12 protein-coding genes are annotated in these 14,058 nt (G+C 72.1%); 5 read left to right on the forward strand and 7 right to left on the reverse strand.

Translation table 11 applies throughout. From position 1 onward, the window contains the following. The first annotated feature begins 17 nt into the window (after positions 1-17). Positions 18-1,157 (forward strand): erythromycin esterase family protein, encoded by a 1,140-nt coding sequence (locus RM788_RS41600; protein ID WP_315925635.1) that lies wholly within the window; start codon positions 18-20, stop codon positions 1,155-1,157. A gap of 12 nt (positions 1,158-1,169) precedes the next feature. On the opposite strand, the gene RM788_RS41605 is transcribed toward RM788_RS41600, so the two are convergent. Next, the gene (locus RM788_RS41605) at positions 1,170-1,757 is read right to left on the reverse strand and encodes a TetR/AcrR family transcriptional regulator (RefSeq protein WP_315925637.1); all 588 of its coding nucleotides are present in this window, start codon (positions 1,755-1,757) and stop codon (positions 1,170-1,172) included. Positions 1,758-1,852: 95 nt separating this feature from the next. Between RM788_RS41605 and RM788_RS41610 the strand changes: the two genes are divergently transcribed. Further along, entirely contained in the window at positions 1,853-2,554 is a 702-nt protein-coding gene (locus RM788_RS41610; protein WP_315925639.1) for a nitroreductase, read from the forward strand. Here RM788_RS41610 and RM788_RS41615 read toward each other — a convergent pair. From RM788_RS41615 to RM788_RS41630, 4 genes are read right to left on the reverse strand one after another with little or no spacing between them, the layout of a single operon-like run. After that, positions 2,529-3,581 (reverse strand): GDSL-type esterase/lipase family protein, encoded by a 1,053-nt coding sequence (locus RM788_RS41615; RefSeq protein WP_315925641.1) that lies wholly within the window; start codon positions 3,579-3,581, stop codon positions 2,529-2,531. The genes RM788_RS41610 and RM788_RS41615 overlap by 26 nt on opposite strands. Before the next feature lie 6 nt (positions 3,582-3,587). Then, positions 3,588-4,241, reverse strand: coding sequence for an ABC transporter ATP-binding protein (locus RM788_RS41620; protein WP_315925643.1), 654 nt, complete (start codon positions 4,239-4,241; stop codon positions 3,588-3,590). Continuing rightward, complete coding sequence (locus RM788_RS41625; protein ID WP_315925645.1) at positions 4,238-4,900, reverse strand: ABC transporter ATP-binding protein; 663 nt, start codon at positions 4,898-4,900, stop codon at positions 4,238-4,240. The genes RM788_RS41620 and RM788_RS41625 overlap by 4 nt, the downstream gene beginning before the upstream one ends. Then, positions 4,893-7,409 carry an ABC transporter permease gene (locus tag RM788_RS41630; RefSeq protein ID WP_315925647.1) on the reverse strand — a complete coding sequence of 839 codons (2,517 nt, stop codon included), beginning with the start codon at positions 7,407-7,409 and terminating at the stop codon, positions 4,893-4,895. The genes RM788_RS41625 and RM788_RS41630 overlap by 8 nt, the downstream gene beginning before the upstream one ends. A gap of 125 nt (positions 7,410-7,534) precedes the next feature. Between RM788_RS41630 and RM788_RS41635 the strand changes: the two genes are divergently transcribed. Beyond that, complete coding sequence (locus RM788_RS41635; RefSeq protein ID WP_315925649.1) at positions 7,535-9,037, forward strand: chitinase; 1,503 nt, start codon at positions 7,535-7,537, stop codon at positions 9,035-9,037. A 72-nt stretch (positions 9,038-9,109) separates the two neighbouring features. Here the strand turns inward: RM788_RS41635 and RM788_RS41640 are convergent, their stop codons facing one another. Continuing rightward, positions 9,110-10,450 carry an amidase gene (locus RM788_RS41640; protein ID WP_315925651.1) on the reverse strand — a complete coding sequence of 447 codons (1,341 nt, stop codon included), beginning with the start codon at positions 10,448-10,450 and terminating at the stop codon, positions 9,110-9,112. A 68-nt stretch (positions 10,451-10,518) separates the two neighbouring features. Here RM788_RS41640 and RM788_RS41645 point away from each other — a divergent pair, with 68 nt between their 5' ends. Together RM788_RS41645 and RM788_RS41650 are read left to right on the forward strand one after the other, a co-directional pair. Further along, positions 10,519-11,124, forward strand: a complete 606-nt coding sequence (locus RM788_RS41645; protein WP_315925653.1) for a TetR/AcrR family transcriptional regulator — start codon at positions 10,519-10,521, stop codon at positions 11,122-11,124. Positions 11,125-11,428: 304 nt separating this feature from the next. After that, complete coding sequence (locus RM788_RS41650; RefSeq protein ID WP_315925655.1) at positions 11,429-12,790, forward strand: DUF1996 domain-containing protein; 1,362 nt, start codon at positions 11,429-11,431, stop codon at positions 12,788-12,790. Between the two features lie 51 nt (positions 12,791-12,841). Here RM788_RS41650 and RM788_RS41655 read toward each other — a convergent pair whose 3' ends face one another. Beyond that, the gene (locus tag RM788_RS41655) at positions 12,842-14,026 is read right to left on the reverse strand and encodes an alpha-amylase family protein (RefSeq protein ID WP_315925657.1); all 1,185 of its coding nucleotides are present in this window, start codon (positions 14,024-14,026) and stop codon (positions 12,842-12,844) included. Positions 14,027-14,058: the final 32 nt, after the last annotated feature.

Genomic DNA, 14,058 nt, shown 5'->3' on the forward strand with positions numbered 1-14,058 from the left:
GGATACGGTTGAGACCCATGAGCAAGGACATCATGGACTTCGTGACCCAGTCGTGCGAGCTGCTGGCGTTCGGGGAGCCCACGCACCAGGAACCGGCCTTCCAGCGGTTCCGCAACGACCTGTTCCGCCGGTTGGTCGACCACGGGTTCCGGTCGATCGCCCTGGAGACCGACCAGGCGGCCGCGATGGTCGTCGACGACTTCGTCCGGGAAGGGGTGGGGACTCTCGACGAGGTGGTGCGGGAGGGGTTCTCGCACGGCTTCGGGGAGCTGGAGTTCAACCGGCGGTTGGTCGGGTGGATGCGGGAGCACAACGAGGGACGGCCCGCGGCGGAGCAGGTGGCGTTCCACGGGTTCGACCTGTCCACCGAGATGATGAGCGCGCCGAGTCCCCGGCGGTACCTCGAGTCCGTCCGTTCCTACCTGGGGCTCGACGACGATTTCGAGGACCTGCTCGGCGATGACGTCCGGTGGAGCCGGACGGAAGCGGTGATGGACTGGTCCCAGTCGGTCGGGGCCACGGCCGAGGCCGGCGCGCTGCGGGTGATCGCCGACGACATGCTGGTGGAACTCCACGTGCGGGCGCCGGAGTTGATCGGTGCGACCTCGCCGCGCGAGTGGAACCGGGCGCGGACGCAGATCACGGCCGGGCTCGGTCTGCTGAGGTACCACCGGGAACTGGCGCGGCCGGGGGAGCAGGGGGTGCGGATCTCGCGGCTGTCGGGGGTGCGGGACGGGCTGATGGCCCGGAACCTGCTGGACATCCGGGAGGTGGAGGGGGTCAGGGGGCCGACGTTCGTGTTCGCGCACAACCTGCACCTCAAGCGGAACCGGGGTGAGTGGTCGCTGGGGGAGATGGACGTGGAATGGGTGACCGCGGGGGCGGTCGTGGCGGCGCTGGTGGGGGAGCGGTACGCGTTCGTGGCGGGGAGCGCGGGGCGGAGCGACGGGCTCGGGCTGGGGGAGCCGGAGGCGGATTCGGCCGAAGGCGTGCTGCAGAGCCGTTGCGACACCTGGGGTCTGACCGCGACCGCTGACGTGAAGGCGGTCCGGGTTCGGACCGACACGACCCCGGAGAAGGGCTACTTCCCGTTGGACCAGGCGCTGCTCGACGGTGCGGACGCCGTGCTGCACATCAGCGACACCGCGGCGGTGTGAGCGCTCTTCCGGTCACTCGGGGCGCCTTGACTGCGCGTCCACCAGCGCTTCGGCGGCCATGAGGCCGTAGCGCATGCAGGCGCCGTCGTTGAGGACCATCGCGCGGCCTGCGGCGCCGTCGGCCAGGATCGCGAGCTGCTCGCCGAGCGCTTCCGGGTCGACGGCGCCGAGCCGGGCGGCCAGTTCGGCGAGCTGCTGGGGGAAGCGGCGCTTGCGTTCGAGGGCGTACCGGTGCACCGGGCTCTCGGGATCGGGGAACTCGGCGGCGGCGTCGGTGAACGGGCAGCCGCGGATCGGGGCGTTGGTGCCGTCGGGAATGGTGAACAGCCAGCGCAGCTGCTCGCGCGGTGAGAGGTCGGTGCGGTCGAGCATTGCCTCCAGGGTGGCGCCGGACTCGCTGAGATGCCGGAGGTAGCCGACCATGAGGTCGTCCTTGGCGGGGAAGTGCGCGTAGAGGGTGCGCTTCGACACCGGGGCGGCGGCCGCGACCTGCTCCATGGTCGTGGCGTTGATCCCGTGCCGCTGGAACAGGGTCGTGGCCGCCACCAGGACGCGCTCGCGGGCGCCGCGGCCCTTGCCTCGTGCGGGGGACTCGGTCACCCACGAAGTATACGTCAGCGTTTACTTCGGTTCCGGGTCCGTGTTGGCTTCGGTGAAGTAAACGGTAGCGTTTACTTCACCGAACGAGGACGGACATGACCACATCGGATCTGCTCGACCACGCCGAGGCGCTCATCCGGGAGAGGCGGGCCGTTCGCGCCTACCGGCCCGATCCCGTGCCGGAAGCGACCCTGCGGGCGGTGTTCTCCCTCGCGACGGCCGCGCCGTCCAACGCGAACACGCAGCCGTGGCACGTCGAGGTGGTCAGCGGCGCCGCCCGCGACCGCTTGAGCGCGGACCTGCTGGCCGCGCATGCGGCGAACCGGATCTCGACCGACTTCCCCTACGACGACGGGCTGTACCAAGGGGTGCACGCCCGGCGGCGCGTGGAGGCGGGGCGGACGATGTACGGGGCGCTGGAGATCGCCCGTGACGACGTCGAGGGGCGGCGGGCCTACGACGCGGAAAGCCTGGGGTTCTACGGGGCCCCGCACGTCGCTCTGCTCTTCACGCCGGTCAACGCGGAGGCCCGCGTCGCCGCGGACATCGGCATGTACTCCCAGACCCTGCTGCTCGCGCTGACCGCGCACGGGATCGCCAGCTGCCCGCAGGGCCTGCTCGGCTTCTACGCGTCCACGATCCGCGAGTCACTCGGCGTGCGGGACCGCAAGGTGCTGTTCGGCGTGTCCTTCGGCTACGCCGACGACACCGCCCCGATCAACCGGATCACGATCCCCCGCGCCCCGTTGGAGAGACGACCAGGTTCCACGCCTAGTCCGACGAGGACACGGCCTTGAGGTTGCCGGTCCCGTCGTCGACGCAGCTCGCCGTCCTGGCGCTGCCGCCGAGGAAGTCGGTCAGGCAGCGGCCGACCTGCTCGTGGCCCTCGGCGTTGGGGTGGAAGGACTCCTGGAGGGCGTGGGAGGCGCGGGTCTCGTCGCGCAGGCCGTCGAAGTCGACGGACAGGCGGGTGAACCACTCGCTGTCCGGGTTGGCCCCGCCGGTGCACGCCTCGTGCTTGGCACCCGCCTGGGTGAGGTCGAGGTAGCGCGCGTCGACGCGGCGGGCGGCGGTGCTGATGCCCTTGGCCAGTTCGCCGACGCCGACGTCGCGCACCCAGGCCATGTCGCCGGTGCGCAGCGGGCAGCCCGCGAGGTTCTGCAGGTCGCCGGGGACGCCGGGGGCGACGGGCGAGGCGTAGGACTGGACGACGAGGGAGTACGAGCGGTCGGTGTAGCCCTCGTCGTCCATGACCTGGCGGATGTCGCGCAACGCCTTCTCCACCTTGGGCACCATGCGGTCGACGCGGCCGCGCCAGTCGTCGGACAACGTGCTGGTGCAGTCGGACTTGCGCTCGAACCAGGCCTGCACGCAGCGGTTGAGCACGTCGGAGAAGCGCGGGTCGTCGTTGGCGCCCACGGCGACCACGATGACGGTCACGCGGTTCACGCGGGCGATCGCGGCGAGGCGCTTCGCCTGGGACTGCTCGGTGTTCTGGAACTTGTCGGTCAGCCCGACCTGCTCGGAGTTGGCGCCGGAGCAGGAGAGGTTGAACGTCTTGTCGACGCCCGCCACGACGGTCCTGTTGATGGTGGCGTTGACCGAGCGGTGGCACCAGTCGCCGTTCTCGCCGTTGGTGCCCGCCTCGTAGTCGCCCGCGCCCTCACCGGACATGGTGCTGTCGCCCATGGCCACCATCGCCACGGGCGCGTCGCTCGCGGGGCCGGGAGGGGCGGCGAAGCGGTGGTCGCTGACGACCACCGACACGGCGAGGAGGGGTACCACGACGAGGAGGGCCAGGGCACGGCGCGCGAGCGGATGCATCGGGACTCAGTGTACGGAAACGATCCCGTTGTCGAGGACGAGTGTGCGGTCCGCCGCCAGGTGCACCAGATCGTGGTGGGTGGCGACCAGCACGGCCGAGCCGGTGTCCGCCGCGCGGCGCAGCGCCGCCACGGACGCGGGCGCGCTGCGCTGGTCGAGGTGGGCGGTCGGCTCGTCGGCGAGCAGCACCTCAGGAAGGGCGATCACGGCCCGTGCCGGCGCGGCGCGCTGCTGCCGGCCGAACGACACCTCGGCCGGGTAGCGGTCGCCGAGGCCGTCGATGCCCAGCTCCGCCATCAGGTCGTCCACGGCGTCGCCGACCGGGTGGCCGCGGCGGGTCGGGTCCAGGCGCAGCGGCAGCGCGATGTTCTCCGCCGGCGTCAGCTCACCGGCCAGGCCGAGCGCCTGCGGCAGCACCGCGCACAGCCGCCACGACGGGGGAGTGGTCAGCGACCTCCTGCATACCTCGATCGTGCCCTTGTCCGGCTGGTCGAACCCGCACAGCAGGGTGATCAGCGCGCTCCTGCCCTGCCCGGACGGCCCGGCCAGCGTGACCAGCTCCCCGGCGGCCACCTCCAGGTCGACGCCGCGCAGCACGTGCACCGCGCCGCTCGGGTGGTCGAACGACCGGTGCACCCCCTCGGCCCTCAGCGCGGTCATGCCAGCGCCCCGTCCCGAAGTGCGAAGCACCTGTCCGCCAACGCGATCAGCCGCGGGTCGTGCGAGGCGACCACCACCGGGACGCCGCGTCGGGACAGGTCCACGAGGGTCTCCAGGACGAGGTCGGCGGACGCGGTGTCCAGCTGGGAGGTCGGTTCGTCGGCGAGCACCACGGCCGCGCCGCGGGCCAGCGCGCAGCCGAACGCCAGCCGCTGCTGCTGGCCGCCCGACAGCGCGGTCGCCTTCCAGGTCGCGGTGCCGGGGAGGCCGAGCTGGTCGAGGACCTCGTTCACCCGTTCGGGCCGTCCCGCCGACTGGGCGGCGGCACGCAGGTTGTCGCCGACGGACAGGTGGCCGACCAGGTTGTCGCCGGGGTTCTGGAACACCAGCGCGATGTCGGTGCGCCGCAACGCCCGGCGCGCGCGGTCCGACAGCCCGGTCGTGCCCCGGCCGCGCAGCTCCACGGAGCCCCGCGTCGGCCGTTCGACCAGGCCCAGCACCCGCAGCAGCGTCGACTTGCCGGACCCGGACGGCCCGGCCAGCACCGTGACACCGGTGGACGGGACGTCCAGGGTCACGTCGGACACGGCCGTGACCGTGCCGCCGGGTGTGCGGTAGTCGACGCCGACGCCGGTCAGGCGCAGCACGTGGTCAGCCACGGATCAACTCCCCGATCCGGGCCGCGCGGGCGGAGCGCAGCGCGATCCACGCCGCCGCCAGCACGACCAGCGCGCTGCCGACGGCGGTGGTCACCAGCAGCGGCAGCACGGTCGGCAGCGTCGGCGACGGCGTGAGCCGCGGCACCGGGTCCAGCCGGGGCACGGCGACCCCGCTGCCCACCGCGCCTGCCGCGCTGCCGACGACGACCGCGAACGCCGCCACCGCCCCGAGTTCGAGCAGGTGGCTGGACAGCAGCATCCTCGGGGTCATGCCCATCCGGGTGCCCAGCGCGCCCGCGATCGCGTTCTGCCGCCTGCGCACCTCGATCGCGAGCAGCAGCGCGATGGCCGCGACGACGGCCAGCACCCCGCCGATCGCCGTGACGAACCCGAAGGTCCACGCGATGGTGAGGAACGGCAGCCCGGCGATCGCCCTGGCCCGATCCTGCACGTCGGTGTAGTCGATGCCCGCCGCGCGCAGCGGCGCGGTCAGGTCGGCGACGGACTTGGTGGACCACAGGTACCAGGAGCTGATGCCGTCGAGGGAATCCACCCGGTCGCGCGGCAGCACGTACCCGTCGGCGCCGACCTTCGGGAACGACGGCAGCGACGCCCGCGGGTCCAGCGGCGGCAGTCCGGGCAGCCGGACCTCGCGGCGCGCGGGCGGGCCGATCCGCAGCGGCTCGGTGAGCAGGGCGCGCAGCTCGTCGGGATCGGCGGTCCCCGGGAACGCGCCGTCGGTGAACGTCGCCGGGTCCACGACCAGCGCGGTGCGGTCGTACTGGCTGACGACGCCGACGATCGTGGTCGAGCCGCGCAGCTCGGCGGGCAGCTCGCGTTCGCCGGAGGCCAGCGCGGTGTCGATCCGCACCACGCTGTTCGCGCCGGTGTAGAGGCCGGACTTCTCGTCCAGCGAGGCCTTCTGCGCGTTCGCGACGCTGGTGCCGACCGCGATCGTGCCGATGGCCAGCACCCCCACCAGCAGCACGCCGGTCACCGGCCCGGCGGTCGCGGCGAGCCTGCGGATCGCGATCTGCGCGGCGGGCCGGTGCCACAGCGACGTGCGGTGCGACGCGCGCAGCAGCACCCGCAGCACCCTGGCCGCGAGCAGCGCGGTGGTCAGCACGACCAGCAGCGGGAACGCCAGCGCCGCCGCGTCGATCCTGGGCAGCCCGCCGATCTTGAGCGGAGCGGACAGGCCGCCCGCGCGCAGCCGCTGCCAGGCCAGGAACGCCGGCACGGCGGCCGCGAGTTCCCAGGGGATCGCGGCGGCCACCCGGCGGGCGGGACCACCGGCCACCGGCGCCTGGAACATCCGGTGCGTGCGGAACGCGGTCACCGCCAGCGCGACGGCGAGGCTCGCGGCGACGACCGCGACCACCTCCACCGCGGCGAGGGGCAGCGCGCCGGGTTCGAGCGCGGTCGACGGCGCGTACCCGCCGAGCAGCAGCCGTGCGGCGCCCAGACCCGCGGCGCCGCCCAGCACGAGCGGCGGGCCGAGTTCCGGCACCGCTCGGCCGCCGAGCGCCCACGGCCCGGAGCCGCGGCACCACAGCATCCGCAGCTCGGTCCGGCGGCGCTGCGCCCAGGCCGTGGTGACCGTGCCGACGCCCGCGAGCCCGATCAGCAGGCTGATCAGGGTCAGCGGGAGGATCGCGGCGCGGACGTTGCCCGCGGTGGCCCACGCGTTCTCCACCGGCAGCGGCAGCACGACGTTGTGCCGGAGTTCCGGGAACTCCGGGTCGATCGCGGCGGTGCTGGCGTCGATCCGGTCGAGCAGCGCGTTCCCGGACGCCAGCAGCGCCTCGGTCTCCGACGCGGTGCGCGGCGCGGGGGTGGGGAAGCGCAGCGACATCGCGAGCCCGACCGCGGTGAGTTCCGGTGGTAGCGCGTCGAACGCCTCCTGGCTCGGCATCCAGACGACCGCGCTGGTCAGCTCGTCGGGGGTCATCTTCTTCGGCACGACCTGCTGGTGCTCGCTGCACCACCACCGGTCGACCGGGTCGTCGAGGTCGGCGTAGATCGCGGTGACCGGCGGCAGCTTGCCGCCCATGCCCCGCTCGCCCAGCCGAAGGTCGGTGGTGTCGGCGATGCTGCGGGGGACCCGCATGCCGTCGCGCGCCCCGCCTTCGAGCACCGTCACGTGGTCCACGGCTCCCTCGCGGTAGCCGAACTTCGCGAACGTCGGCCTGCCGCCGAAGTCGGTGCGGACCTCCGTCGTGTAGGTCGCCGCGAGCACCGGCCGCGACCCGGCCGTGCCGCGGGCCGCGGTGATCACCCGGTCGACCCACTCGGCCCGCATCCCCTTGTCGACGTCGAGTCCGGGGTGCAGCAGCTGGTCGCAGAGCCGGTCCTGTTGGTAGGCGATCGCGGCGCTGCCGGAGGCCGAGGAGTGCAGCACGGCGGCGGCCACGACGAAGCTCAGCAGCAGCGCCGTCACGACGCTGACCAGCAGTGTCAGCGGGCTGGACAGCGCGGCTCGGGGTGCGGCGCGCCACGGGATCCGCACGGCCGAACGCTGTACGCCGGATGTCGGTCGGGGGAGTGTTTCGCCAGGAACCTTGACACCGGGTTGATGGTCTAGTCCAATTCGGAACCAGACCCACCTGGAGGCCGCCACCACTAGGAGGACGCATGTCACGTGTGCTGCTCGCGAGAGTGGCGGCGGTGGTGACGCTCGTGGTCGGCGCCGTGCTGGTGGGCCTCGCGCCCGCCTACGCCGCCGGGGTCACCGCAACCTTCACCAAGTCGTCGAGCTGGGAGACCGGGTACACCGCCCAGTTCGCCGTCAGGAACGACACCAGCGCCACCGTGTCGAGCTGGAAGGTCGAGTTCGACCTGCCCTCGGGCACCGCCGTGGGCGCGTACTGGGACGCCCTGCAGACCAACTCCGCCGGGCATTACTCGTTCACCAACCGCGACTACAACGGCACGATCGCGCCCGGCGCCACCGTGACGTTCGGCTTCAACGCGAGCGGGACCGCGAGCCCGGTCAACTGCCGGATCAACGGCGGCGCGTGCACCGGCGGCACCACCCCGCCCACCACCACGACGACCACGACCACCACCACGACGACGACCACCACGACCACACCGCCGACCACGACGCCGCCGCCCGCGACCGGGCTGCCCAAGCGGGTGCTCGTCGGCTACCTGCACGCCAGCTTCGCCAACGGGTCCGGGTACATCCGGATGAAGGACGTCTCCGACGACTGGGACGTCATCAACCTGTCCTTCGCCGAACCGACCTCGGCCACGTCCGGCCAGCTGCGGTTCACCCAGTGCCCGGTCGCCGAGTGCCCGAACGTCGAGTCCGAGGCCGAGTTCATCGCGGGCATCCGCGCCAAGCAGGCCGCGGGCAAGAAGGTGCTCATCTCCGTCGGCGGCGCCAACGGCCAGGTGCAGCTGTCCACGACGGCCGCGCGCGACGCGTTCGTCAGCTCGGCGTCGGCGATCATCGACAAGTACGGCCTGGACGGCATCGACATCGACTTCGAGGGCCACTCGCTCTCGCTCAACGACGGCGACACCGACTTCCGCAGTCCCACCACACCGGTGATCGTGAACCTGATCTCCGCGCTGAAGACGCTGAAAGCCCGCTACGGGGCCAAGTTCGTGCTCACGATGGCGCCCGAGACGTTCTTCGTCCAGGTGGGCTACCAGTTCTACGGCGGCCAGGGCGGCGCGGACAGCCGCACCGGCGCGTACCTGCCGGTCATCCACGCCCTGCGCGACTCGTTGACGCTGCTGCACGTGCAGGACTACAACTCCGGCCCCGTCACGGGTCTGGACAACCAGTACCACACGATGGGCGGCGCGGACTTCCACGTCGCGATGACCGACATGGTGCTGGCCGGGTTCCCGGTCCGCGGCGACGCCTCGAAGTTCTTCACCGGACTGCGGCAGGACCAGGTCGCCTTCGGCCTGCCCGCGAGCATCAACGCGGGCGGCGGGTTCACGTCGGTCGCCGACACGCACACGGCGCTGGACTGCCTGATGAAGGGCACGAACTGCGGCTCCTACAAGCCGAAGGGCGTGTACCCGAACCTGCGCGGCCTGATGACGTGGTCGGTCAACTGGGACCGGTTCAACGGTTTCGAGTTCTCCAAGGCCAACCGGGCGTACCTGCCCCGGTAGCGGTCGGTGCCGGGTGGTCCCCCCACCCGGCACCGGCACCGCCGGCCGGGGGATCCTGACCTCCGGCCGGCGCTACCAGGGCCCGACCGCGCGCTCCACCAGCTCCGCGACGTCCAGGCAGGTGTCCTCGCGGTACATCCGGCCGATCACCTGCACGCCCATCGGGAACCCGTCGACCAGCCCCGTCGGCACGGCGACCGCGGGCACGCCGACCAGGCTGGTCACCGAGCACAGCGCGATCGCCCGCGAGTAGCGGTCGAACTCCTCCTCGTCGCGGGACTCCTGGTCCGGCTCGAACGACGGCACCGCGCTGACCGGTCCCAGCAGCAGCGGCCGGTCGTCGAGGAACTCGCCCCAGGCGCGCCGGACCCCGTGCCAGGTGCCGGTCAGCGCGAGGTACCCCGCCAGGTCGGCCGGTTCGCGCCTGCGCATCGACAGCTCCAGGTACCGGCTCGCGTCCTTCCCGAGCAGGCCGCGGACGGCGGGCCAGCTCTGCGCGAACTCGGTCATGATCAGTCCGGAGTAGGCGTCCAGCGCCTCGGCCGTCCTCGGCGGCACGACCTCCTCGACGTCGTAACCGTTGTCGGACAGCGTTCCCGCGGCCGCGTCCAGTGCCGCCCGCACGTCCGGGTGGACGTCGGAGCCCACCACGAGCCCCACCCGACGGGGTACCGGCGGGCCGGTCACCGGCACCGGGACCGCACGCGGGTCGCGGACGTCCGCGCCGCTGAGCACCCCGTGCACCACCCGCAGGTCGGCGACGGTGCGCGCCAGCGGCCCGTCCACCGGGATCACCTGGGAGGCGAGGGAGGGGTCGTCCGCGCCGAACCGGTGGTCGGCCGCGTACCGGCCCGTGGACGGCTTGAGCCCGCAGACCCCGGTGAACATCGCCGGGAGGCGCAGCGAGCCGCCGGAGTCGTTGCCCAGCCCCAGCAGCGCCATGCCGGTCGCCACCGCGACCGCGTCACCACCGCTGCTCCCGCCCGGCGTTCTCGCGCTGTCCCAGGGGTTCACCGTGTGGCCGTGCAGCTCGCTGGCCGTGTGCATCCCGCGCACGGTCAGCGTCGGCAGGTTCGCGTGCCCGATCGGGATCGCGCCCGCCGCCCGCAGCCGCGCCACCGGCGGCGCGTCGACCGGGCGGACGAGGTCCCGGAACCGCGCGACCCCGTGCGTGGTGGCCTTCCCGGCCACGTCGAGGTTGTCCTTGACCGAGAACGGGACGCCGGCCAGCGGACCGCCGTCGCCGTCGCGGTCGATCTCCCGCGCCCGGTCGAGGGCGTCCTCGGCGAACACCTCGGCCAGCGCGTTGACCACCGGGTTCACCTCGGCGATCCGCGCCAGGTGCGCCTCGACCACCTCGACCGCGCTCACCTCGCCCTCGCGCACCCGGCGGCCGGTCTCGATCGCGCTCACGTCCCACGGCATGCTGCCCCCACACTTCGAATACAGGTATGTATCCGGATACGGTAACGTATCCGAACGTGGCGACCGAGCGGATGACCCGTGACCAGAGCCGGGCACTGACCCGTGCCCGGCTGATCGACGCGGCGGCGGAGCTGTTCGCCGAGAAGGGGGTCAACGGCGCCTCGGTCGAGCAGATCGCCGAGCGCGCCGGGTACAGCAGGGGCGCGTTCTACGGCAACTTCGCGGACAAGGACGACCTCGTGCTGGCGTTGCTGGAACACCGGACCAGGACCGAGTTCGACGAGGTCGGCGCCATGAACGGCGACCAGGAGGCTTTCCGGGCGTGGCACCGCGGCCGGGCGGCGAACGTCCAGGCGTGGCTGGCGCTGCGCACCGAACTCTGGCTGCACGCCCTGCGCGACGAGCGGCTGCGCGCCGAGCTGGCCGACCGCGAACTCTTCGCCCGCGGGGCCATCGCGGGCGGCATCGACGACGCGCTGACCCGCGCGGGCGTCCGGCCGCCCGCCGATCTCGGCTTCCTGGCGCTGATCGCGCACGCGTTGGAGGACGGGCTGCTGATCCAGCGCGTGATCAACCCCGAGGGCGTCTCCGACGAGGTGGTGCTCGACGCCGTCGACCTGCTCTGCCGGTCGTGGATCGCGTTGGCGCAACGCGAGGGCTGACGCGGGGAGGACTCGCGCGGGTGCCGGCCGGTGCGGCGGACGGCAGCCGCGCGAGGGTCTCGAAAGGACTTCCGCTCCGGTGAAACCGCAGGTGGAAGCGCTCTCATGATTCATCCGGTCTATTCGGAACGTCAAGCGCGGCAAGGCATCCTGTGGTCGGAAGCTGTGGAGACCGATCGATCGGTTGGGTTACGAGATGATAACGGTGGCGGCTTCGGCGCGCGGGGCTTGATCGGTTGTACGTACTCCGGGATGTCCACCGCCCCGCGCGGATTCCCGCGTTCGTCCCCCCGAGGTGCACAACATGACGCGTTCCACAGCGCGGCACCAGATCTCCCGCAGCACGAAGCTGATCGCGGGCATGGCAGGCCTGGCGCTCGCCATCGGCGTGGCCGTCGTGGTCACCAACGCGGGCGACGAGAACGCCGCCAAGGCCGACGGAGCCGACCCGTCGCTGTTCGTCGACATCACGAAGGTCAAGGCCAACGTGAAGACGCCGAAGCCCCAGCGGGGCGCGACGACCGGCACGTTCACGGTCAACTGCGGCCTCAACGAGAACGGCCACTTCAACCCGGACAACTTCATCGCCGCGCCCGGCGTCCAGAACGGCGCGCAGCACCTGCACGACTACGTCGGCAACCTGACCACGGACGCGAACTCCACCGACCAGAGCCTCGACGCGGGCGGCACGACCTGCAAGAACGGCGACAAGTCCGCCTACTTCTGGCCCGTCATCCGCATCGACAAGGGCGAGGAGGAGGCGGGCGGCGGAGCCGGGATCGACTGCCCGGACGTCGCCGCGCAGCTCAAGAACGTGCCCCAGCAGGCGAAGGCGGAGGTCGACAACAACCTCGCGCTGCTGGGCACCCAGGAGGCCGAGGCCGAGAAGCGGTTGGCCGACACCGCGGCGGCGCAGAAGAACGACGCCGGGTTCGTGAACAACGCGATCCTGGGGCCGCTGAAGGAGAAGCGGGCCGCGACGATCGAGCGGATGGCCATCGCGATCGGCCGCGTCGCCGCGAAGCCCCAGGGCCTGGACAAGCTCGCGCCGTGCAAGCTCGCGGCGGGTGCCGCGGCCGCCGATGCCGACGCGGGCACGGGAACCGGCAAGGACGAGGAGTTGGAGGGCAACGACGGCGAGGTGCAGGAGCCGAAGGCCGCCGACATCACCTTCCGCGGCAGCCCCGTGGGGCAGGTCGTGGCGATGCCGAAGTTCCTGAAGATCCTCTACGGCGACGCCAAGCGCTCCATCAACGGCGACAAGAACACCAAGGCCTCCTGGACCTGCGCGGGCTTCGAGGACAAGGTGCTGCTCAACAAGTACCCGATCTGCCCGAACGGCGCGGCGGTCAAGCGGATCCACGACTTCCCCGGCTGCTGGGACGGCAAGAACACCGACAGCGCCAACCACCGCGATCACGTCGCCTTCGCCGACGCCACCGGCCAGTGCGGCAACGGTTTTCAGGCCATCCCGCAGCTGCGCATCACGTTGACCTACGACATCCCGGCGGACGTGCAGAAGAACGCGCAGTACAAGGTGGACTCGTTCCCCGCGGAGGAGCACGACCCGTTCTCCGACCACGACGACTTCGCCAACGTGATGTCCGACAAGATCATGAACCGCCTGGTCGCCTGCGTGAACTCCGGCAAGACCTGCAAGGAATGACCGCCGCGCCACCGCCGTCGCCCCTCGCGACGGCGGTGGCGCGCTGTCCGCTCAGAGTTCGCCGGGCCGGAGCGTCGACGCGGACACCCGGTACACCACGGCTCCGTGCGCGGGCACCTCGGCGCTGATCCCGCCCGCCGACGAGCCGGTGGTGTGCTCCCAGAGGTCCCGCACCGAGTAGGCGGGCGCGTCGGCCAGACCGAGCGCGGCGGCGGTCGTGGAGACCGCGGCCGGGGTGTCCGCGCGGTTGAGCAGCACGACCGCCGCGGACCCGTCGGACATCGGCTTGGCCCACACCTCCTGGTCGCCGTCGTCGGCGATCCTCGTGCCCTGCCTGCCGCCCCAGTCCTGGTCGACCGCGATCACCTCGGCGTTGGTCAGGACCACCCGCGTCCGCTCCGTCATCGACCGCAGGTCGTTGCCCGCCAGCAGCGGAGCGTTGAGCAGCGCCCACAGGCTGAAGTGCGCCCGCGCCTCGTCGTCGGTCAGCCCGTTGCCGACCTCCAGCATGTCCGGGTCGTTCCACGCGCCCGGCCGCGACCGCGCCGCCCACGCGGGCTGCGCCTCCAGGATCGCCATGACCGCCGCCCAGTCGTCGGTGATGTCCCCGGTGGTGCGCCACGAGTTGCCGGTCGACGGTCCCCACACCCGCACCGAGTCGGTGCCCCAGTTGCACACCGCGAACACGATCGGCCGCCCCGTCGCCGTCAACGCGTCCCGCATCGCCGCGAACCGCTCCTGCCCCGGCCTGCCCTCGGTGTTGCCGCAGTTGTCGTACTTCAAGTAGTCGATGCCCCAGGACGCCCACAGGTTGGCGTCGCGCACCTCGTGGTCCAGGCTCGCCGGGTACCCGGCGCAGGTCGTGAGACCCGCCGAGGAGTAGATGCCGATCTTGAGGCCCTTGCCGTGGACGTAGTCGGCGAGGGACTTCATGCCCTGGGGGAATTTGGCGGGGTCTGCGACGAGGTTGCCGTCGGGGTCGCGGGTGTGTTGGGACCAGCAGTCGTCGATCGTCACGTACCGGTACCCGGCGGCGGCCATGCCGTTGGTGGACATGGCGTCGGCGGTCTCGCGGATCAGGGAGTCGGTGACGGCGCAGCCGAAGGTGTTCCAGTCGTTCCAGCCGAGGACGGGGGTGGGGGAGAGGTTGTTGTCGAGGGGGGTGTCGGGTGGGGAGGGGGGAGGGGTGAAGAGGAGGGCCGCGGTGAAGGCCGCCAAGGCTGCGACGCTGCGCACGTCCGTCCTTTCGGGTCGGGGGCCGCGCGTGA

The organism is Umezawaea sp. Da 62-37 (genome assembly GCF_032460545.1).
GTDB lineage: Bacteria > Actinomycetota > Actinomycetes > Mycobacteriales > Pseudonocardiaceae > Umezawaea.

What these genes read in the sequence shown, in the direction of transcription:
- RM788_RS41610 (WP_315925639.1), top strand. Translation starts at nt 1,853, where the DNA reads ATGACCACATCGGATCTGCTCGACCACGCCGAGGCGCTCATCCGGGAG.
- RM788_RS41600 (WP_315925635.1), top strand. Translation starts at nt 18, where the DNA reads ATGAGCAAGGACATCATGGACTTCGTGACCCAGTCGTGCGAGCTGCTG.
- RM788_RS41620 (WP_315925643.1), bottom strand. Translation starts at nt 4,241, where the DNA reads ATGACCGCGCTGAGGGCCGAGGGGGTGCACCGGTCGTTCGACCACCCG.
- RM788_RS41615 (WP_315925641.1), bottom strand. Translation starts at nt 3,581, where the DNA reads ATGCATCCGCTCGCGCGCCGTGCCCTGGCCCTCCTCGTCGTGGTACCC.
- RM788_RS41650 (WP_315925655.1), top strand. Translation starts at nt 11,429, where the DNA reads ATGACGCGTTCCACAGCGCGGCACCAGATCTCCCGCAGCACGAAGCTG.
- RM788_RS41635 (WP_315925649.1), top strand. Translation starts at nt 7,535, where the DNA reads ATGTCACGTGTGCTGCTCGCGAGAGTGGCGGCGGTGGTGACGCTCGTG.